We start from the raw sequence: 19372 nt of genomic DNA, 5'->3' as shown, positions 1-19372 counted from the left end.
CTACTTACTGTGGTACCGGACTTCGAAGGTGACGACACCTTCGTCCGTGCTCCAGGGACCGTGGGGCATGCCCGGCGGCCGGCACGCGTACATTCCGGCGGTGAACGTCTCGCCGAGGGTGAGGTCCGTGAACGATCCCTCGAGGATGTAGACCTCCTCCCAGAAATCGTGCTTCTGCACGCCCATGGGGGTGGAGTCGGCGCCGGGTTCGTAGCGCAGGATCCGGGTGGCGACGTTGCCTTCGGGGTCCTTGGCGAGGATACGTTCGGTGATCTTCGGATCGTCACCCGGACACACGGTCCACTCGACGTCGGTGACCGGGAAGAATTCGAATTCGGGCTTGGCCATGAGGGGTTACTCGCTTTCCGCTTTGTATCCGTCGGTGAACTGCTGCACTGCCGCGACGGCGCTGTCGTAGTCGTAGTTGCGGTACGTGTACGCGCCCTTCACCACGAAGGGGGCGCCGGCGTAGAACATTTCGTACTGCTGGTGTCGTCCGGCGAATTCGGAGCCGATGATGTCCCAGGCCAGTTTGAAGAGTTTGATGCGTTCCTCGGACGGCACACCGGGGGACTGGACGTAGTGTTCGATGTCGCGGGACGTCAGCGGGCTGGTGAGGTCCTTGACGCTCGACGGGAGTTGCAGCACGCCGCCGCCGACGAGGTCACGCAGGATCGCGATCACCCGCGGGTAGATCTCCGACTGCAGGCCCATCGACCCGTACAGGGCCTGCCTGCCCGGCAGCCACATCCCCGCCGAATCCGGCTCGGCGGTGTATTCGGCGGCCAGCACCGCGGACCGGACCCCGCTGACGAGCGCGGCGAGTTCGCCGAGCTTTTCCTGCACGCTGGGGATCTTGTCGACGCCGTTGACCTGGGTGACGCGACGCGCGACGCCGGCGATGAATTCCAGCTTCGTCGCGAACCGGATCTGCGCCTGCCAGTTGCCGAGAACGTGTGCGCCCGTCTCGAAGAACTGCCGGCGGACACCGGTGGTGTCGCGGTCGACGAACACCCGATCCCACGGCACGAGGACGTCGTCGAAGACGAGGAGCGAGTCGGGCTCGTCGTAGCGGCAGGTCAGGGGGTAGTCGAACGAGCTCGTCGCGGCCGGGATGTACGGGCGCCGGACGTACTGCTTGAGGCCGGGGGCGTTGGCCGGGACGACGAAGCCGACGGCGAAGTCCTTGTCGTCCGGGCCGAGCGGTTTGATGCACGAGACGAAGATTTCGTCGGCGATCGCGCCGCCGGTGGCAAGCATCTGCGAACCGCGGATGACCAGACCCTCCGGGGTCTCCTCGACCACGCCGGCCTGCAGGTATTCGCCCTCCCAGCCCGACGCCGTCGTCGCGCGGGAGACCTGTGGCGGGATGATCGCGTACGAGACGTAGAGGTTCTCGTCGAGCAGGCGCCGGTACAACGCGGAGACGTTCGCCCCGAAATCGTGGTCACCCTCGGCGGCGAACACCTCGGGATGCGCCGCGAACGCGGCCAGGAACGTCCCCACGTGGTCGGGGCTGCGGCCGATCCAGCCGTGCGTGTGCCGCGCCCACCGCTCGATCGCCTCCCGTCGCTGCGCGAGTTCCTCCCGCGACCGCGGAATCGAGAACACCCGATTGGCCGGGTTCCCGGTTTCGGGGGCGACGTACTGCATGCCGTTGGCCTCGTCCGCGGCGAGGTCGAACATCTCCGCCATGGTCCGGGTCACGGGCGCGAAGGCCGGATGGGTGGTGACGTCGTCGATCTTCTCCCCGTCGACGAGCACGACTCGCCCGTCGTTCAGGGAGGCCAGGTAGTCGGCTCCGGTGCGCATGTCAGTGTCCTTCGGTGGTGTAGGTGTGGGTGAGGGTCCGGCCGTCGGGCAGGGTGAGTTCGAGGTCCCACCGGTGTCCGGCGGTGAACTTCCCGTCGAGCAGCGGCAGGGTGCCCGCGAAGCAGAGCAGGTCCTCGCCGGTGTCGCCGATCCGGTCGGCGAAGATCTGCAGAAGGTTGTGCGGGGTACGGAGATTGGCCAGCGTGCCGTCCTGGTACAGCACTCCGTCGACCCACGACCGGGCCCGGCACGCGTCCCAGTCGAACGACGCCCAGTCCTCGATTTCGACGACGGCCGGGCCCACCGGCTTCGGGCACGCCCGCTTGGAGTCGCCGATGTCGACGGTCTCGAGTTGCCGGTCGGTGTGATCGGAGCCGACACCGAGGTAGTACCGCCCCCGGTGCCGCAGGATCACCGGCTCCACCTCGCCCGACGTGTGCGCGCCGGTGACCGGGGCCTGCGTCGCGGTGGTGATCGTCGCGATCTCGACGGGGTAGAACATCGGGACCTGCGCCGGCGGTGCGACACCGATGGCGGCGAGTTCGTCGATGTGATGTTGCACCGCCGCTTCGTCGCGGCCGGTGTATCCGGCGACCAGGGTCCGGACGTCGTCGAATCGCAGGGTCTCGGAAGAGTCGAGGGTGTCGAAGGTGAGCACCTGCGTGGTGGCGCCGGTCATGACAGGACCTTTCTGCGGTTGAGGAAGCTGTAGTCGTCGAGCCGGTCGTTCAGGACCGGGAACTCGGCGCGGGTGCGGTCGACCGCGGTGGGGTCGATCTCGGCGATGGTGATGCCCTCGGACGAATCGGCCTCGGCGATCACCGTTCCCCACGGGTCGACGATCCGGCTGTGGCCGCCGAGTTCGACGGAATTGTGGGTCCCGGTGGCGTTGCAAGCGATCACGAAGACCTGGTTGTCGACGGCGCGGGCCGACGTCAGCAGTCGCCAGTGCTCCCTGCGGGCCTTGGGCCAGGCCGCGGGCACGATGACGAGTTTCGCTCCGGCGGCGACCAATTCGGTCCACAGTCCGGGGAATCGCAGATCGTAGCAGGTGGTGGCCGCGATCGGGCCGAACGGGGTGTCGGTGGTGTGGATCTGCGTTCCCGGCTGCAGGAGTTGCGCTTCGAGGGAGGCGTATCCGAACACGTGAACTTTGCTGTAGTGGTGGTGGATCTGGCCGTCCGGGCCGATCAGGACCGCCGTGTTGCGCAGTCTGCCCTCTTCACCCTGTTCGACGATGCTGCCGGCGTGGATGTAGCAGCGCCGTTCGACGGCGACGGAGGCCAGAACCTGGACGGTGCCGCCGCCGAGAGTTTCGGCGGCCGAGGCGTAGTCGTCGAAGTGGTTGTATCCCACGCGCCACAGTTCGGGCAGAACGATCAGGTCGACGCGCTCGTCGAGTCCGGTCAGGAGGTGGCGCACGCGTTCGAGCCGGTGCGCGGGGGTTTCGGAATCGGGGCTGGCCAGCTGGGCCAGGGCTATCTTCATGGGTTTCCTTCGTGCCGTTAGATGTTCGGCCGTTTCATGGATTGCAGCGTGGTGTCGAGGTGTTCCCGCACCGCCTGGACCGCAGCGGCGGGATCTCCGGCCGCGATCGCGTCGGCGATGGCGCGGTGCTCGACGAGGACCTGCTTCTTGCGGGTTTCGTCGGCCATGACGATGCGGATTCCCATCCGCATCTGACGGTCCCGCAGCGAGCTGTAGAAGTTGTTCATCAGTGGGTTGCCGGCCGCGCGGATGATGGCCGTGTGGAATTCGAGGTCGTGTGCGATGAAGTCGACCGGGTCGGTGTCGTTCTCCTGCAGTTCCAGGAGGATGCGGAGCCGGTCCGGCACCAGGCCCGGTTGGGGCGCGACTTCGGTGACGGACCATTCCTCGACCACTCGGCGGGCCTGCATGATGGCTTCGACGTCGCTGTCGGACAACGCCGGGATGAACGCGCCCTTGTGGGGTACTCGCCGGATGAAGCCTTCGGCCTCGAGGCGCAGCAACGCTTCTCGCACGGGGGTTCGGGAGATGCCGGAGGACGCGGCGACCTGCGCTTCGGACAGGAACATCTCTTCGTCGCGGGGCAAGGTGATGATGGTGTTCTTCAGCCACTCGTAGGCCAGCTCCGGTGCGGTTGCTCCGGTGGTCTTCGATGTCGTCATGGCTTGCCCCTTCGAGGAGAATCAGTTGATGACGGACGCAGGCGTTTCCGGCGTCCGGGACGTCGCCTCGTCACCCACGGCTGCGAGATCCACGGACTGCGTTTCCCGCGCGAGGAGTGAGGCGATCAGGGAGATGACTCCCATGGCGGCGAGGTAGGCACCGATGGCGTATCCGGTGCCGAACCGGGTGTAGAGCGCGATCGCGATGATCGGGGCCAGCGAACCGGCGAGGACCGACGCGAGGTTGTAGGCCAGCGAGACTCCGGAGTACCGGACCTCGGTGGGAAACAGTTCGGAGAAGAACGCGCCGATCACGGCGCTGTAGGCCGCGAAGATCAGCAGCCCCACCGCCACCGCGAGGGTGATCGCCGCCGGATTCTTCGTGTCCAGCAGGGCGAAGAACACGAACGCCCACACGATGGTGGCGGCGGACGCGCCGATGTAGATCGGTCGCCGGCCGATCCGGTCGGCGAGCACGGCGAACATCGGGATCGTCACCAGCGCAACGACCATACCGATCATGACGGCGTTCAATCCGGTGCTGCGGTCGAGTTCGAGGATCTGGGTGATGTAGGTGATGACGAACAGCGAGAAGATGTAGAAGCCGGCGTTCTCGCCGAAGCGGGTGAAGGCTGCGAGGAGGATCTGGCGCCAGTGTCCCCGGACGGCCGCGGCGAGCGGCATGCCCTTCTTCTCGGCAGGCGCGGTGTCCCGCGACTGCTCGAACAGCGGGGTCTCCGCGACGTACAGTCGCAACACCAGACCGATGATCACCAGGAGCGCCGACAGTCCGAAGGCGATCCGCCACCCCCACGACAGGAACGCGTCCTCCGACAGCGTGGAACCGAGGACCGCGAGTACCCCGGCAGCCAGCAGATTGCCCAGTGGCGGACCGAGATTGGGCCACGCGGACCAGAACGCCCGTCTCGTCGAATCGCCGTGTTCGGACACCAGCAGGACGGCGCCACCCCACTCGCCGCCGAGCGCGAAGCCCTGCACCAGCCGCAGAAGCACCAGCATCAGCGGTGCGGCGACGCCGATGGACGCGTAGGTGGGCAGGAACGCGATGAGGAAGGTCGACACTCCCATGAGCATCAGGCTGGCGATCAGGGTGGCGCGCCGGCCTTTGACGTCCCCGAAGTGCCCGAGCACCGCGGCGCCGAGCGGGCGCGCCACGAACCCGACCGCGTAGGTGGCGAACGCGAGCATGGTGCCCACCAGGGGATCTTCGGTGGGGAAGAACAGCTTGTTGAACACCAGTGCCGCCGCTGTTCCGTACAGGAAGAAGTCGTACCACTCGACTGCGGTTCCGGCGAGGCTCGAACCTGCGATGACGGGCAGGCTGGTGTGTGGTCTGCGATTGATAGATTTGTCGTTGGCGGTTGCCATAGTCGACTCCTAGGTCGAATCGTCGCTACGTGACGAGCTGCACGTCCTTGCGCCTACCTCCAAGTAGGCGACTCGAACGGTCGCGCAGATGGTGCTGCCTGGGCTCGGTGGTTGCTCCAACAGCCGCCGAGCCCGCTTTTTTTCTTGCCTCCGTCCGGCTGTGAAGCCGATCACCAAAGGCCGTACACCAGTTGTATACGACCGGTCTACGATCCGCAAGAGGGGTCCGGACTCTCCGTTTCATCCCCGTGACCCGGCATCTCTTGACGTCGGCCCGCGCACGACCTAGCTTAATCGAATCATATTCGATTAGTTGAAGGAGGGACCGTGGACGCCGAACTGCTGGTCGTCGGAGGCACGGTGCACACCGGCGATCCCGACCTACCCGTCACCGACGCGCTCGCCGTGTCCGGCGGTCGCGTGGTCGCGCTGGGTGAGCGGGCCCGTGCCCTGCGGGCGAGCGGTACCGAGGTGATCGACCTGGGCGGCGGCGCGTTGTTGCCGTCGTTCGGGGACGGGCACGTCCACCCGTTGCTCGGCGGCCTCGGATTGCGCGGCGCCGCGATCCGCGACTGCGGCAGCGTCGAGGAGGTCCTGCACGAGGTGCGCCGCTGGGCGGACGAGAACCCCGGGGCCGAGTGCGTCTTCGGGGACGGAGTGTCGCCGACGCTCGCGCCCGGCGGGCGCTTCGAGGCGCGCTGGCTCGACAGCGTGGTCCCGGACCGGCCGGTGGTCCTGCGCACGATGGACCATCACACCGCCTGGGTCAACAGTGCGGCGCTGCGGCGGGCCGGACTGACGCGGGACACCCCGGACCCGGCGGGCGGCGAGATCGTGCGGACCGCCGACGGCGAGTTGCTCGGCACTCTGCGCGAATGGGGTGCGATCGATCCGGTGCTCGCGCTGGTGCCGGAGGCGACTCTCGACGTCCGGGTCGACGCGCTCGCGTCGGTGTCGAGGATGCTTGCCGCCGCGGGCATCACGTGGGTGCAGGACGCGTGGACCGAACTGGACGACGTCGACGTGTGGCTGACGGCCGCGGACCGCGGACTGCTCGCCACCCGTGCCAATCTCGCGTTCCGCGCCACCCCGGAGGGCTGGGAGGCCGACCGGGACGCGTTCGCCGTGGCACGCAAGCGGGTCGGGGAACGGGGCGGCGACACGGTCAAGGCGGGAACGGTCAAGTTCTTCGCGGACGGCGTGATCGAGGCAGGCACCGCAGCCCTGCTGGCGCCCTACACGGATTGTCCGCACTCCCACGGCATCAGCAACTGGACGACGGACGAGCTGTGCCGGGCCGCGGCCGAGGTGGACCGGCTCGGATTCCAGATCCACATCCACGCCATCGGCGATGCGGGGGTGCGCATGGCGCTCGACGCGATCGAATACGCCGACCGGTGCAACGGTCCTCGTGATCGTCGCGCCACCATCGCGCATCTGCAGTTGGTCGACGGCGAAGACCTCGACCGGTTCACGTCGCTCGGGGTGGTCGCCAACTTCCAGCCGTTGTGGGCCCAACTCGACGCCCTGATGACGGAATTGACGATCCCGCGAATCGGCGCCGAGCGGAGCGCGCAGCAGTATCGGATCGGAACGCTGTCCGAGCGCGGCGCGCGGGTGGCCTTCGGCAGCGACTGGCCCATCACCGCGTACGAGCCGATCAGGGGCATCGCCACCGCGATTCACCGGCAGACACCGTCCGGCATCCCGTCGGAGGGATGGCTGCCGCGGGAACGCGTCGGCCTCGAACGGGCCCTCGCCGCGTATTCGGCCGGCGTCGCCTATCAGGGATTCGAGGAGGACCTGTGGGGCCGGCTGCTGCCGGGAATGCGCGCCGACATGATTCAGCTGCCGGTCGATCCGTACGACCTGTCGTCCACGCAGGCGCTCGGCGAGCTCGCCGTGACCCGGACCTGGCTGGGCGGCAAGCGGGTTCACTGACGCCCGGTGCTACCGCCGCACCGCGCCGCGGTCCTGCAGGAGGGCGCGAAAGCCCGCCAGTAGTGCCGCCAGGCCGAGTTCGAACGCCTGCTCGGCCCGCTCCGGGCCGCGTGGTGCGGCGGCGAGCGCCCGGGTCAGCGGATCGTCGGCCGTCGTCGCGTCCGCTTCGATCATGACCTCCGGTGCGGCCGCGTCCAGGGCGGCCCCGAGGAGAAAATTCTCCGCGGCGGTGATGACGGCCATGATGTGGTCGTCCGGGAAGCCGGCGTCGCGCAGACCGGCGGCCGCCGAGTGATACACCGAGAGCGAACCGGGATCGCGCACCGTCTCGGTGGCGAGGAGGCGGATGGCCGTGGGGTGCCGGCTGAACGCTGCCCGGTACGACCGCGCCCACTCGGACAGGGCCTCGTCCCACGGCAGGCGCTCGAACGACGATCCGTCGATCTCCCGGACGACACGGTGGCGCACCAGTTCGACGACGGCGGCGCGGCCCTTGGCGTGGTGATAGATCGACGACACCTGCACGTTCAGGTGCCGGGCCAGATCCGGCATCCGGAAGTCGCCGTCGCGATCGACCAGTTCGAGTGCCGCTTCCGCGATTCGTTCGCGGTCCAGGCGTGCGACGCGGGGTCTGCCCATCGCTGCACCCACCTTTCCAATCGAAATTCATTCGATTATGCCCTTGTGGCGCCGGTCACTTCGTTCTAGTCTAATCGAAACACATTCGATTGTTTCTCGTCGCGTATCCGCGCCCTGGTTTCCCCGCCGTCGCGCCCTTGCCCGGACTGGAGAAGTTCCTCATGAAGAAAACCGCACCCGGACCCGCCTCCGGCGCGCAACTCGAGGGCGGCGCCCTCGGCACCGCCGGCATCGTGTTCTTCGTCGTCGCGGCCGCCGCGCCGTTGCTGGTGATGGCGGGCGTCGCGCCCCTGGCGCTGAACGTCGGGGGCATCGGGGCGCCCGGCGGGTACATCCTGGCCGGGCTCGCGCTGGGCGTGTTCGCGATCGGCTTCACCGCGATGAGCAAGTACATCCACAACGCGGGAGCGTTCTACTCGTACATCTCGATCGGGCTCGGCCCCCGGTGGGGTCTGGCCGCCGCGGTCCTCGCCCTCGTGTCCTACAACGCCCTCGAGATCGGGATCTTCGGCGCCCTGGGGTATTTCACCCAGTCCACCATGGCGGATCTGGTCGGCCTGGACCTTCCGTGGGGGCTGTGGTCGCTGATCGGCGTCGGGCTCATCTGGTTCCTCGGGTCGCGGTCGGTCCATGTCGGCGCGCGGTTCCTGATCCTGCTGCTGAGCGCCGAGACCGGGATTCTGGTCCTGCTCGCCGTCGCAGTCCTCCTTCGCGGCGGTGCCGAGGGCCTCGGTGTCGAGTCGTTCGCTCCCGCCCACGTGTTCAGCCCCGGCCTGGGCGGGGTACTGACGCTGGCGTTCGCCGCGTTCATCGGGTTCGAAGCGACCGCCCTGTACCGGGAGGAGGCGAAGGACCCGTCCCGCACGATCCCCCGGGCGACGTACCTCGCGGTCGCGTTCCTCGGCCTCTTCTACGCCTTCATGGTGTGGATCATCATCCAGGCCTACGGCCCCGATCAGGCGCTCGCGCTCGCCGCCTCCGACCCCGCCGCAATGTACTTCGACGCCATCGAGAACTACGTCGGTGGCTGGGCGAGCACGCTCATGGAACTGCTGATCATCACGAGTATTCTCGCGAGCCTGCTGGCGTTCCACAACGCGATCACCCGCTACGCCTTCGCGTTGTCGCGCGAGCACGTACTTCCCCGGGTGCTCGGCAAGCTACACCCGGTCTACAAGTCGCCGTATGTGGCGAGCGCCGTGCAGAGTCTGCTCGCGGCGATCGTGATCGCCGGGTTCGCGCTCGCAGGCGCCGACCCCTACCTCCAGCTCCTGCTCTGGGTGAATTCGCCCGGCGTCGTGGGCATCGTCGTCCTCCAGGCCATGGCCGCCGCAGCCGTTCTCGCATTCTTCTGGCGTGATCGCCGCGGGCATTCGGTCTGGAGGGTCCGGATTGCCCCCGCGGCCGCCCTCGCCATGTTGATGTACGCGACGTGGCTGATCGTGGCCAAGATGGACCTGCTCACCGCCGCTGGACCCGCCGTGAACACGATCCTCGTCGCTGTCACGCCGGTCAGCCTGGCGGTCGGGTTGGCGCTCGGCACGCGGCTCGCGCGACGCAACCCCGACCTCTACGCCCGGCTGGGCACCACAGACGTGGATGCCGAGCCCTCGGTCGCGCCCGAAGAAGTAAGCAATCCGATCCCGCCGGGCACGGTGACCTAGACGTGTCCGCTCCCCGGACCCTCTGGTTCAGGTGGACCTCGCGCCGAGTCGGCCCAGGACAGGGGCCCGACCGATAGAAACGTCGACCCGCTGCGCCTCGTCAGAGCCGTACCCCTTCCGTAACGAATCCTCGTCGGATTCGGACATATCCCGGGAATCCGAACCAGGGGAGGGATCGACGTGAGTCGAGTAGTGCGAAAGTTGACGATCGGGGTGCTCGCGGTGAGCGCATGGATCGGGTGTTCGGTGCCGGCGAATGCCGAATCGCCACAGTTCGACGGCGTGACCACCCTCCAAATCCCCGGAACGGTGGTCGGCTGGCCGCTGACCCGCGGCGGCGCGTTCTACAACCCCGTCGTCCACCACGGACACGGGCAGATCTATCCGACCCCGGATGGCTACGGATACGAGTTCCAGTGGATCAATCTGTCGACCGGAGGGTCCGGGATCATCACCGATCAGCATCCTGATCGCGATGCGGTCACGACCGGCCCCGGTCAGGTGGTCGTCACCGTGACCGCGCACCTCCCGGGCCTGTACGACGTGTACGGCACACCGAGCGTCGGCACGTTCTACGTGGCGCCGTAGACGCGAGATCACGGCGAGGAGCACAGACTTCCTCCTCCCGCACACGGTTGATCCGTGAGTCTTTCGGCGCAAACCCGGTCCTTCAGGGCCGGGATGGCCGATCCGACTTTGTCGGACCCTGGGGCTAGTGTCTGGGGCATGGCGGGGAGGGTGGTGAAGCGGGCGTTCAAGTACCGTTTCTATCCGACTGCGGTGCAGGCGGAACAGCTTGCTCGGACGTTCGGGTGCACCCGGTATGTCTACAACCGGGCGTTGGCCGAGCGGTCGCAGGCGTGGTCGCAGGAGCAGCGACGGGTCACCTACGCGGACACCTCGAAGATGCTCACCGGATGGAAACGCGATGTCGAGACGGAGTGGTTGGCGGAGCCGTCGAAGGGGCCGCTGCAGGAGTCGCTGCGGCAGTTGCAGGGTGCGTTCGAGAAGTTCTGGCGCAAGCAGACCCGCTACCCGCAGTTCAGGAAGAAGGGCCAGTCGAAGGAGTCGGCGACCTACTACTCGAACTGCTTCACCTACCGCGGCGGGCAGATCCGGTTGGCCAAGCAGTCCGAACCCCTGGACGTTCGGTGGTCGAGGCCACTACCGGAGGGGGCGGTGCCGTCGCAGGTGACGGTGTCGCGTAATGCTCGTGGTCAGTACCACATCTCGATCCTCGTCGAGGACACGATCAGCGAACTCGAGCCGGCCGATCGGGTGGTCGGGCTCGACGCCGGGATCACCAACCTGTACACGCTGTCGACGGGGGAGAAGATCACCAACCCGCGACACGAGCGCGCGGACCGCGAGCGGCTGGCGAAGGCGCAACGAGCACTGGCCAGGAAGGAGAAAGGATCCCGGAACCGGGCCAAGGCCCGACTGAAGGTCGCGAAGATTCATGGTCGGATCGCCGATCGGCGTCGCGATTATCTGCACACACTTTCCACTCGGCTGGTGCGCGAAAATCAAGTGATCGCCATCGAGGATCTGAGTGTGCGGAACATGGTCAAGAATCGGTCGTTGTCTCGGGCGATCTCGGATGCGGGGTGGTCCGAGTTCCGGTCGATGCTCGAGTACAAGGCCGACTGGTACGGGCGCCGGCTGGTGGTGATCGACCGGTTCTGTCCGTCGTCGAAGACCTGCTCGGTGTGCGGGGTGATCGCCTTGGCGATGCCGCTGGACGTGCGCGAGTGGACGTGCCGGTGCGGCGTCGTCCATGATCGGGATGTGAACGCGGCAAGGAATATTTTGGCCGTAGGACTGGCGGTGGCAGCCTGCGGAGACGGTGTGAGACCGCCCCGCACATAAAGTGCGGGGAGGCGACTGTCGGTGAAACAGGAACCTCGGGACGCGAGTCTGGAGGGGAATCTCGGTCGTTCACGGCCGAGAGAACGTCAAGCTTTTCTTCACGCTCCAGGCGCCGCCGAAGGCCCTGCTGGGGATGTTCGCGAGTTTCGCGTGCGGCGTCGGCTGGGCCGGGTTGTTCCTGCTCGTCAAGGACGCCCTGCCCGGGGTGCCGTTCGAACTGATGATGGGGGTCGGCGTGGCCCTCGTCATCTTCCTGATTCTGTCGGTGCACCCGATCCTACTGGGGCGCACACCCTTCGGAGTCGTACCCGCGGTGCTGCTGGGGCTGATCGAGTCGCTGCTCGTGACGATGGTGACCCCGATGCTCGTCGACGGCGCGCCGGGACTGAACCTGCTCTGGCTGCTCGTCGTCTTCGGTTACGGCTGTCTCATGACGCTGATCCTCGTGGCGGTCCAGGACCGGCTGATCAGCGCGGTGCTCGGGACGACCTGGCGTTCCGCCCCGACGGAGGATGCACCCATACGTGCACCACGAGTGGTCGGCTGAGCGAGGACTACGGTCTGCCTATGGACGACGGTCGACTCGCGGGACTCGTCGCGCGTGCCCGGGCGCTGGCCGAACCGGGCACGCGCCGCGTTCTCGGTATCGCGGGACCGCCGGGCTCGGGGAAGAGCACGGTGGCCGCGGCGGTGCTGGCGGGGTTGGGGTCGTCCGCGGTGGTCGTGCCGATGGACGGGTTCCACCTGGCGAGTGCGGAACTGGCCCGCCTCGGCCGGGCCGGACGCAAGGGCGCACCGGACACCTTCGACGCCGCCGGGTACGTGGCACTGCTGCACCGGATCCGGGAACCGAACGGCGAGACGGTGTACGCCCCGCAGTTCCACCGCGAGGTCGAGGAGTCGTACGCCGGGGCGATCGCCGTCCCGCCGGACGTTCCGCTGGTGATCACCGAGGGCAACTACCTCCTCCTCGACGAAGGACCGTGGTCGGCGGTGCGTGCCCTGCTCGACGAAGCGTGGTTCCTCGCTCCGGACGGGGACGAGCGCGTCGCCCGCCTCGTCGAGCGGCACATCCGGTTCGGCAAGTCACCCGACGAGGCGCGAGAGTGGGTGCGGCGCAGCGACGAACGCAACGCCGCGTTGGTTGCACCCGGCCGCGCCCGGGCCGACGTCGTCGTCCTCGGCGACCCGGTGTGACCGGGTTCAGGCCGGGTAGTCGATCGCCTCCATGCGACCGCTGGTGAGAGAGCGGGTCGCGGCCTCGGCGATCGCCTGCGCCTTCAACGCCTCCGACAGGGTGGGTCCGATGGCGGCACCGTTCTCCAGTGCGTCGACGAAGTGGTCGAGTGCGATGCGGTAGCTGGCCCGGATCCTCTCGAACCATCCCGCGTGCATCCCGTCGTCGACCACGCGGCCCGCGCTGTACCGGGAAACGGACCCGGCGCGCTGACGTCGCGCCTCGACCATGCCCGTGGAACCGAGCACCTCGATGCGTTCGTCGTAGCCGTAGCCGATCCGCCGGGTGGAGTCGATCTGGACGAGTGCGCCGCCGGGCAGGCGCAGCGTGACCGCCGACGTGTCGACGTCGCCGTACTCGGCGAGGCGGGGTTCGGCCAGTGTGGAACCGGTCGCGAACACCGACTCGGGGTCGAGCCCGGAGATCCACCGGGCCAGGTCGAAGAAGTGGACGGTCTGGTCGCGCATCTGCCCGCCCGAGACGGCGATGTACTCGAGCGGCGGCATCGCCGGGCCACGGCTGGTCATCTGGATCAGCTCCACCGAGCCGATCTCGCCGGACGCGACGACCCGCTGCAGTTCGGCGTAGTCGCGATCGAAGCGGCGGTTGAAATCGACCATCGCCCGCAGCGACCGGGAGTCGGCGAAGCGCACGATGTCGATGGCGCGGGCGAGGTCGAGGTCGATGGGCTTCTCGCACAGGGCCGGGATTCCCGCCGTCGCCGCGGTGCGGAGATGCTCGGCGTGGGTGTCGGTGGACGACGCGATGAAGACGGCGTCGATCGCCGTGGAATCGAAGACTTCCGCGAGATCGGTGGTCGCGCGGCTGCCGTGCCGCTTGGCGAGGTCCGTCGCGCGCGCGAGGTCGATGTCGAAGACGAGTGCCAGGTCGACGTCGGTGTGCGCCGCGAGGTTGGCGCCGTGAACGCCGCCGATGAACCCGGCTCCGATGAGGGCGAAACGCTGCATGTCAGATACCGACCTTTTCGTGTGCGAAAGCGGGAACGACCCAGGCCGAGTCGGCGGCGTCGGAGGCGGCCGTCGCCTCGACGAACTGGACGCCGATCAGCCCGTCGCGTCCGGTGGGGAAGGACAGATCGCGGAGGGTGGTGGGCTCGCCGTCGCGGCGGGCGCGGAGTTCGTCCGCGAGGTCGCGGTAGAAGTTCGCGAACGCCTCGAGGAAGCCCTCGGGGTGTCCCAGACCGGGACGGGTGAGCCGGGCGGCGTCCTCGGACAGCGTGCGCATTCCCTGCGCGAGGATCGTGGTGGCGCCGTCGAGGTCGCGGACCGTCAGGTGGTGTGGATCCTCGTGCCGCCATTCGATGCTCGCGGTGTCGCCGAAGACCCGGATGCGCAGGCCGTGCTCGTTGCCGGTGGCGGCCATGCTCGCCCAGAGCGTCGCGGGTGCCCCGTTGGAGAGGGTGAGGCGCACGGTGGCGTTGTCGAACACCCGCCGCCCGGGGACGAGGGTGTCCAGTTCGGCCGATACCCGGGTCGCCTCGAGACCGGTGACGAAGCGCAACAGCTGGAAGGCGTGGGTACCGAGATCGCCGACGACGCTGGGGAATCCCGCGATGTCGGGGTCGGTACGCCACCGCGCCTGCCGGTGCTCGCCGAGTTCGAGGGGCGTCGCCGCCCAGCCGGACGCGTGTTCCACCGCCACGAACCGGATGCGTCCGAGGTCGCCGTCGCGCACCATCCGGGCCGCGTGCCGGACCATGGCGTAGGCCGAATAGCAGTGTGGGACGGCCAGAATGGCGCCGGACGACTCGGCAATCGCGACGAGTTCCGCTGCCGACTCCGAGTCGCGGGTGAGGGGCTTCTCGCACACCACCGAGATGCCGGCCTCCAGGAACGTGCGCGCGATGTCGAAGTGGCTGTCGTTCGGGGTGGTCACGGCCACCACGTCGACGCCGTCCTCGCGGGTGGATTCCCGTTCGGCCATCTCCCGGTGGTCGCGGTAGGTGCGCTCGGCCGTCACGCCGAGGCTCTCCGCGATCTGCGCCGACGACGCGCTGTCTCGTCCGAAGACTCCCGCTTGCAGGTCGTATCGGTCGTCCAGGCGCATCGCGTAGCGGTGGGTCTTGCCGATGTCGGCGCCCTGTCCGCCGCCGACCATGCCCGCGGACAGTCGCAAACTTCCGTGCTTGCTCAACTCGACTCCTTCCGGAAAGGGACAAACGTGGACCGGTCCCAGGTGTGATGAGCGTAACACGGCCCCGGCTCCATATGCTGTCCCTCGTGAACGAATCAGATCGCGGCACGGCCGAGGGTGAGGCGGCGGACGTGGCGCCGGGAGCGTCGTCGTTTCGCCCACCGACGATCCGCGACGTGGCCGCGCGGGCGGGGGTGTCGAAATCGCTGGTGTCCCGGGTGCTCCGCGGCGAGGCGAACGTCAGCGCCGCCCGCCGCGAGATGGTCACGCAGGCCATGAAGGAACTCGACTACCGGACGAACACCATCGCCCGCGGACTGTCCGAATCGCGCAGCGGCACAGTCGGGGTGATGTTGAACGACCTCCGCAACCCCTGGTTCGTCGAACTGCTCGAGGGGATGACGACGACGCTCGACGCCGTCGGGATCGCGCCGGTGCTGGCCGACAGTCATCTGGATCAGCGCGTCGGGCGGGATACCGTCGAGACCCTGCTGCGACAGCGGATCGACGGGTTGGTGGTGGTGGGCACCACCGACGCCGGCCCCGCGATCGAACGGGCCGCGGCCCTCGTCCCCGTCGTCCTCGCCGGAACCCACGAACCGAGTCTGCCGAACGTCGACATCGCGGCGGACGACGACATCGCCGGTGCCCGGCTGGCCACCCGGCATCTGCTGGACCTCGGCCATCGGCGGATCGCCTACCTGCAGGGTCCCGGAGTGGTGGGCACTCTGCGCCGCGACGGATTCACCGAGGCGATGACCGAGGCCGGGTGCGGCGACCTCGCGTCCGTGCAGTTCGCAGGCATGACCGAGGAGAGCGGATACGTGGCGGCCGGTCGTGTACTCGATGCCGAACCCCGGCCGACGGCGATCCTCGCGTTCAACGACGTCACGTGCGTCGGGGCGCTGTCGGCGGCCGACGACCGCGGCCTGAGAGTCCCCGACGACCTCTCGCTCGTCGGGTACGACGACACGTATCTCGCACGGATCCGGCACCTGTCGCTGACGTCGGTCAACAATGGCAATTTCGCGGTCGGTGCGCAGGCCGCGAAATTCCTGCTGCAGCGGCTGGAGCGACCGACGCAGTCGCGGCGCATCCACCTGCACACGCCGACGCTCAGTGTTCGCCGTTCGACAGCGGCGCCCGGCGGCGGGAAGGGGTGACCTCCCTGCTGCCGGGCGCCGCGCTGGAACGTGAAACCAGCTTCTACTGAGGGCTTTTGACCGCGAGAACCGGGATCGGTGATTGCAGGATGAGGCGCTGGCTCACGCTGCCGAGGAGGGCCTTGCCGACCGCGCTGCGGCGCTTGACCCCGATCACGAGGCGTTCGATGTCGGGCCGGTCGTCGATCAGATCCAGCACCGCGGTTGCGGGATCGCGGTCGCCGCGGCCGATCCGGTCGAGGACGGTCACCCCGTCGTCCGCGAGGGTGTGCACCTCTTCGGGTTCGGTGAGGGAGAGGTTCACCACCAGCAGATCGGTGTCCAGCATCGCGGCTTCCTTCTTGCCGGCGAGGAGGGCGTGCGATCCTTCGGAGGTATCGGTCACTGCTACGAGCACTGTCATGAGGTCAACCTTTCACGGGACTCGGTGCGGAGACGGTCACGAATACTCGCGCCGGAACTGCTCTTCGAGTTCCTCGAGGGAGCGGCCGCGGGTTTCCGGGACCTGGGTGGTGATGAACACGAGAGCCAGCACGCCGAGGCCCGCGAAGATGAAGAAGGTGGCCGCGATTCCCAGTGCTGCCACGAGGGGCGGGAAGACGAGCGCGACAATCGCGTTCGCGATCCACAGCATGAAGATGCAGATGCCGATGGCGAAGCTGCGGATCTTCAGTGGGAAGATCTCCGACAGCATCAGCCACACCAGGGGACCGATCGTGCCCTGCATCGAGAAGACGAACAGAACCACGAACACGAGGATGAAATAGGCCTTCGCGGTGCCGTCGGGCAGCAGGAAGGCCGACAGGCCGACGAGGAGGTGGAACGTGGTGGTGAGCACGAACCCGCCGATGAGCATCTTGCGACGGTCGATCCGGTTGATCAGGGCGATGCCGGTGAGGACGCCGAGCACGCTGAACAGTCCGTTGAGGGTGTTCGCGACAATGGCTGCGTTGGAGGAGAATCCGGCGTCGCCGAGCAGCTGGGTGCCGTAGTACATCACCGAGTTGATGCCGGTGGCCTGCTGGAACACGCCGAGGCCGACGCCGATGAAGATGAGGCGGCGGATCCACTTCACCGACAGGTCCGCGGGACCGCCGGTCTGCGCGAGCTTCTCTTCCTCCGCGAGCGCCTGGACCTCCTCCAGTTCGGCACGCGCCCGCTCCGGGGACCGGACCTGGAGGAGCACGGCGAGCGCTTCGTCGTGCCGATCCTGCGACATCAGCCAGCGCGGGCTCTCCGGCATCCTCAGCATTCCGGCGAACAGGACGATGGCCGGAGCGACGGCGATCAGGAGCATGAAGCGCCAGACGCTCTCGTGCTCACCCCAGATGTTGAAGATGACGGCGTTGATCACGAATGCGGCGAACTGCCCGCACACGATCATGACTTCGTTGCGGGAGACCACGCTGCCGCGCCGTTCGGCGGGGGAGATCTCGGCGAGGTAGACGGGCACGGTCGCGGATGCGCCGCCGACGGCGAGGCCGAGGATGAAGCGGAACAGTGCGAGTATCTCCCACGTGGGGGACAGCACGCAGCCGAGCGTGCCGATCATGAAGATGATCGCGAGTACCAGGATGTTGTGCCGGCGTCCGTACCGGTCGGACATCCGGCCGCCGATGAGGGCGCCGATCGCGGCGCCGAAGATCAGGATGCTCACCACCAGGCCCTCGGTGAACGAGGTGAGCTGGAGGTCTTCCTTGAGCGGTTCGAGTGCGCCGTTGATGACTCCGGTGTCATATCCGAAGAGCAGGCCGCCGAAGGTGGCGACGACGGCGATGACGCCGAGCCTGTGCGAGTGCCGTCCAGGCGCGTCGGCGGGCAGGTGCTGGGCGGTAGTTCGGGTGAGATCGCTGGCCATGAACATCTCCTCGACGTATTCCATGTGCAGAACACGTAATGTGTTTATGTCCGGACAAAGCTAACCCATTGTGACTCGGAGCACAACGGCTAGCCGATCATCGACCGGCTCCCACTGCGCGGCAGGGCCAGTACCTACCGACGAGTAATAGAACGCTTGATCTGTTATTGTTCGACGTATGCCCAGGCCACGCGTCCACGACCTCGACGCCGCGCTCGACACCGCCGAACGGCTGGCCGTCGAGGGCGGGCCGAGCGCGGTGACGCTGCGGGCGGTCGCCGCCACCACGGAGATGTCCAACGGCGCCATCTATCACGCATTCGGCTCCCGCGGAGGGCTCGTCGGACGCGCATGGTTGCGGGCGGCGCACCGATTCCTCGACCTGCAACAGCAATCGGTCGAGCACGCGCTGGAGCGGGGTCCCGTGGACGCCGTCGTCGCGGCCGCCGACACCCCGGCCGGCTTCGCCGAGAAGTTCCCGCAGTCGTCGCGACTCCTGCTCACCGTGCGCCGCGACGAACTGCTCGGATCCGACGTCCCCGAGGACGTCGCGGACGAGTTGGCGCGCCTCGACTCCGTCCTCGTCGAACTGTTCGTCCGGTTGGCGCTGGCGTTGTGGGGGCGCAGGGACGGTCGCGCGGTCGAGGTGATCGAAGCGTGCGTCGTCGGACTCCCCACCGGACTGCTGCTCCGTGCCCGGCGGAAACCGGACGACGCCGTGCGCCGGCGCCTGGAGGTGGCGGTCCGCGCCGTCCTCACCCTCGACCCCCCGCCCCCGGGGAAACGTCACGACAGCACCACGAAAGGTTCCTGATGACCGCCACCCTGACCTACCGGGACAAGATCGCCGTCCTCGACCTCGGCGACGACGAGAACCGTTTCTCCCCCGAGTGGCTCGACACCGTCGACGGTCTCCTCGACGACGCGCACGAGCACGGCGCGCAGGCCCTGGTCACCACGGCCACCGGAAAGTTCTATTCCAACGGCCTCGACCTGGAGTGGCTGCTGGCCAACGGCGACCGCGCGGACTGGTACGTCGGGCGCGTGCAGGCCCTGTTCAGCCGCATTCTGACGCTCCCGCTGCCGACGGTGGCCGCGGTCAACGGGCACGCGTTCGGCGCGGGCGCCATGCTGGGAATCGCCCACGACTACCGGGTGATGCGGTCGGACCGCGGGTTCTACTGCTTCCCCGAGGTCGACATCCACATCCCGTTCACCCCGGGCATGGCGGCGCTGATCCAGGCCAAGCTGACGCCGCAGACCGCGATCACCGCAATGACCACCGGCCACCGGTACGGCGGCACCGAGGCGCACACCAGCGGGCTGGTCGACGGGACCGCGCCCGAAGGCGCGGTCCTGGGTGCCGCTGTCGACCTGATCTCCCCGCTCGCGGGGAAGGACGCCGGCACGCTCGGTGCGATCAAGTCGACCATGTTCGCGCCGGCCGTCGCCGCGCTCGCCACGGGCCGGTCATAACCGGCTCCCACGAAAATTAG

Annotated in this window: 20 protein-coding genes; 9 read left to right on the top strand and 11 right to left on the bottom strand. The window is 67.9% G+C overall.

Translation table 11 applies throughout. The features are described 5' to 3' along the window. The 6 genes from BLV94_RS26235 to BLV94_RS26210 are packed head-to-tail and all read right to left on the bottom strand — an operon-like array spanning position 1 to position 5351. Entirely contained in the window at positions 1–348 is a 348-nt protein-coding gene (locus BLV94_RS26235; protein WP_016884597.1) for a cupin domain-containing protein, read from the bottom strand. Between the two features lie 6 nt (positions 349–354). Next, a complete protein-coding gene (locus BLV94_RS26230; RefSeq protein ID WP_072943554.1) occupies positions 355–1812 on the bottom strand; it encodes a pyrrole-2-carboxylate monooxygenase subunit in 1458 nt (485 codons plus the stop codon). A gap of 1 nt (position 1813) precedes the next feature. After that, on the bottom strand, positions 1814–2491 hold the full coding sequence (locus BLV94_RS26225; RefSeq protein WP_072943552.1) for a DUF2848 domain-containing protein: 678 nt from the start codon (positions 2489–2491) through the stop codon (positions 1814–1816). After that, the gene (locus tag BLV94_RS26220) at positions 2488–3300 is read right to left on the bottom strand and encodes a carbon-nitrogen family hydrolase (protein ID WP_072943550.1); all 813 of its coding nucleotides are present in this window, start codon (positions 3298–3300) and stop codon (positions 2488–2490) included. The genes BLV94_RS26225 and BLV94_RS26220 overlap by 4 nt, the downstream gene beginning before the upstream one ends. A gap of 17 nt (positions 3301–3317) precedes the next feature. Next, positions 3318–3962, bottom strand: coding sequence for a GntR family transcriptional regulator (locus BLV94_RS26215; RefSeq protein WP_072943549.1), 645 nt, complete (start codon positions 3960–3962; stop codon positions 3318–3320). Positions 3963–3983: 21 nt separating this feature from the next. After that, positions 3984–5351 (bottom strand): MFS transporter, encoded by a 1368-nt coding sequence (locus tag BLV94_RS26210; RefSeq protein ID WP_072943547.1) that lies wholly within the window; start codon positions 5349–5351, stop codon positions 3984–3986. A 327-nt stretch (positions 5352–5678) separates the two neighbouring features. Here BLV94_RS26210 and BLV94_RS26205 point away from each other — a divergent pair, with 327 nt between their 5' ends. Further along, positions 5679–7292: an amidohydrolase gene (locus tag BLV94_RS26205; RefSeq protein ID WP_072943546.1), complete on the top strand. Its 1614-nt coding sequence runs from the start codon at positions 5679–5681 to the stop codon at positions 7290–7292. Between the two features lie 9 nt (positions 7293–7301). Here BLV94_RS26205 and BLV94_RS26200 read toward each other — a convergent pair whose 3' ends face one another. Further along, the gene (locus BLV94_RS26200; RefSeq protein ID WP_072943544.1) at positions 7302–7931 is read right to left on the bottom strand and encodes a TetR/AcrR family transcriptional regulator; all 630 of its coding nucleotides are present in this window, start codon (positions 7929–7931) and stop codon (positions 7302–7304) included. A gap of 161 nt (positions 7932–8092) precedes the next feature. Here BLV94_RS26200 and BLV94_RS26195 point away from each other — a divergent pair, with 161 nt between their 5' ends. The 5 genes from BLV94_RS26195 (at position 8093) to BLV94_RS26175 (ending at position 12661) form a co-directional block, all read left to right on the top strand. Beyond that, on the top strand, positions 8093–9595 hold the full coding sequence (locus BLV94_RS26195) for an APC family permease (protein ID WP_072943838.1): 1503 nt from the start codon (positions 8093–8095) through the stop codon (positions 9593–9595). Between the two features lie 282 nt (positions 9596–9877). Beyond that, the gene (locus BLV94_RS26190) at positions 9878–10183 is read left to right on the top strand and encodes a hypothetical protein (RefSeq protein ID WP_143051420.1); all 306 of its coding nucleotides are present in this window, start codon (positions 9878–9880) and stop codon (positions 10181–10183) included. A gap of 138 nt (positions 10184–10321) precedes the next feature. After that, positions 10322–11464, top strand: a complete 1143-nt coding sequence (locus BLV94_RS26185) for an RNA-guided endonuclease InsQ/TnpB family protein (protein WP_072943540.1) — start codon at positions 10322–10324, stop codon at positions 11462–11464. A 133-nt stretch (positions 11465–11597) separates the two neighbouring features. Next, a complete protein-coding gene (locus BLV94_RS26180; RefSeq protein ID WP_174705513.1) occupies positions 11598–12011 on the top strand; it encodes a hypothetical protein in 414 nt (137 codons plus the stop codon). Between the two features lie 20 nt (positions 12012–12031). Beyond that, a complete protein-coding gene (locus BLV94_RS26175) occupies positions 12032–12661 on the top strand; it encodes a nucleoside/nucleotide kinase family protein (RefSeq protein WP_072943539.1) in 630 nt (209 codons plus the stop codon). A 6-nt stretch (positions 12662–12667) separates the two neighbouring features. Here BLV94_RS26175 and BLV94_RS26170 read toward each other — a convergent pair whose 3' ends face one another. Further along, on the bottom strand, positions 12668–13669 hold the full coding sequence (locus tag BLV94_RS26170; RefSeq protein WP_072943537.1) for a Gfo/Idh/MocA family protein: 1002 nt from the start codon (positions 13667–13669) through the stop codon (positions 12668–12670). Position 13670: 1 nt separating this feature from the next. Further along, positions 13671–14855, bottom strand: a complete 1185-nt coding sequence (locus tag BLV94_RS26165; RefSeq protein ID WP_072943536.1) for a Gfo/Idh/MocA family protein — start codon at positions 14853–14855, stop codon at positions 13671–13673. Positions 14856–14941: 86 nt separating this feature from the next. On the opposite strand from BLV94_RS26165, the gene BLV94_RS26160 reads away from it, so the two are divergent. Further along, the gene (locus tag BLV94_RS26160) at positions 14942–16018 is read left to right on the top strand and encodes a LacI family DNA-binding transcriptional regulator (protein ID WP_244163662.1); all 1077 of its coding nucleotides are present in this window, start codon (positions 14942–14944) and stop codon (positions 16016–16018) included. Positions 16019–16061: 43 nt separating this feature from the next. Here BLV94_RS26160 and BLV94_RS26155 read toward each other — a convergent pair whose 3' ends face one another. Together BLV94_RS26155 and BLV94_RS26150 are read right to left on the bottom strand one after the other, a co-directional pair. Next, positions 16062–16421 (bottom strand): universal stress protein, encoded by a 360-nt coding sequence (locus tag BLV94_RS26155; RefSeq protein WP_072943534.1) that lies wholly within the window; start codon positions 16419–16421, stop codon positions 16062–16064. 36 nt (positions 16422–16457) lie between these two features. Further along, positions 16458–17900, bottom strand: a complete 1443-nt coding sequence (locus BLV94_RS26150) for a sugar porter family MFS transporter (RefSeq protein WP_072943532.1) — start codon at positions 17898–17900, stop codon at positions 16458–16460. Positions 17901–18054: 154 nt separating this feature from the next. On the opposite strand from BLV94_RS26150, the gene BLV94_RS26145 reads away from it, so the two are divergent. Then, positions 18055–18690, top strand: a complete 636-nt coding sequence (locus BLV94_RS26145; protein WP_072943531.1) for a TetR/AcrR family transcriptional regulator — start codon at positions 18055–18057, stop codon at positions 18688–18690. Then, positions 18690–19352, top strand: a complete 663-nt coding sequence (locus BLV94_RS26140) for an enoyl-CoA hydratase-related protein (RefSeq protein WP_072943521.1) — start codon at positions 18690–18692, stop codon at positions 19350–19352. Before BLV94_RS26145 ends, BLV94_RS26140 begins: the two co-directional genes overlap by 1 nt. Positions 19353–19372 lie beyond the last annotated feature (20 nt).

The sequence above is a fragment of the Rhodococcus koreensis genome, from assembly GCF_900105905.1.
GTDB classification, from domain to species: domain Bacteria; phylum Actinomycetota; class Actinomycetes; order Mycobacteriales; family Mycobacteriaceae; genus Rhodococcus_F; species Rhodococcus_F koreensis.
This window is presented reverse-complemented; position numbering and strand designations above follow the sequence as displayed.

Bases quoted from the DNA above. Each gene is read 5' to 3' on its own strand.
- BLV94_RS26185 (WP_072943540.1), top strand. From the start codon at position 10,322: ATGGCGGGGAGGGTGGTGAAGCGGGCGTTCAAGTACCGTTTCTATCCG.
- BLV94_RS26230 (WP_072943554.1), bottom strand. From the start codon at position 1,812: ATGCGCACCGGAGCCGACTACCTGGCCTCCCTGAACGACGGGCGAGTC.
- BLV94_RS26220 (WP_072943550.1), bottom strand. From the start codon at position 3,300: ATGAAGATAGCCCTGGCCCAGCTGGCCAGCCCCGATTCCGAAACCCCC.
- BLV94_RS26200 (WP_072943544.1), bottom strand. From the start codon at position 7,931: ATGGGCAGACCCCGCGTCGCACGCCTGGACCGCGAACGAATCGCGGAA.
- BLV94_RS26225 (WP_072943552.1), bottom strand. From the start codon at position 2,491: ATGACCGGCGCCACCACGCAGGTGCTCACCTTCGACACCCTCGACTCT.
- BLV94_RS26170 (WP_072943537.1), bottom strand. From the start codon at position 13,669: ATGCAGCGTTTCGCCCTCATCGGAGCCGGGTTCATCGGCGGCGTTCAC.
- BLV94_RS26175 (WP_072943539.1), top strand. From the start codon at position 12,032: ATGGACGACGGTCGACTCGCGGGACTCGTCGCGCGTGCCCGGGCGCTG.
- BLV94_RS26145 (WP_072943531.1), top strand. From the start codon at position 18,055: ATGCCCAGGCCACGCGTCCACGACCTCGACGCCGCGCTCGACACCGCC.
- BLV94_RS26155 (WP_072943534.1), bottom strand. From the start codon at position 16,421: ATGACAGTGCTCGTAGCAGTGACCGATACCTCCGAAGGATCGCACGCC.
- BLV94_RS26140 (WP_072943521.1), top strand. From the start codon at position 18,690: ATGACCGCCACCCTGACCTACCGGGACAAGATCGCCGTCCTCGACCTC.
- BLV94_RS26215 (WP_072943549.1), bottom strand. From the start codon at position 3,962: ATGACGACATCGAAGACCACCGGAGCAACCGCACCGGAGCTGGCCTAC.
- BLV94_RS26210 (WP_072943547.1), bottom strand. From the start codon at position 5,351: ATGGCAACCGCCAACGACAAATCTATCAATCGCAGACCACACACCAGC.
- BLV94_RS26180 (WP_174705513.1), top strand. From the start codon at position 11,598: ATGTTCGCGAGTTTCGCGTGCGGCGTCGGCTGGGCCGGGTTGTTCCTG.
- BLV94_RS26195 (WP_072943838.1), top strand. From the start codon at position 8,093: ATGAAGAAAACCGCACCCGGACCCGCCTCCGGCGCGCAACTCGAGGGC.
- BLV94_RS26150 (WP_072943532.1), bottom strand. From the start codon at position 17,900: ATGGAATACGTCGAGGAGATGTTCATGGCCAGCGATCTCACCCGAACT.
- BLV94_RS26235 (WP_016884597.1), bottom strand. From the start codon at position 348: ATGGCCAAGCCCGAATTCGAATTCTTCCCGGTCACCGACGTCGAGTGG.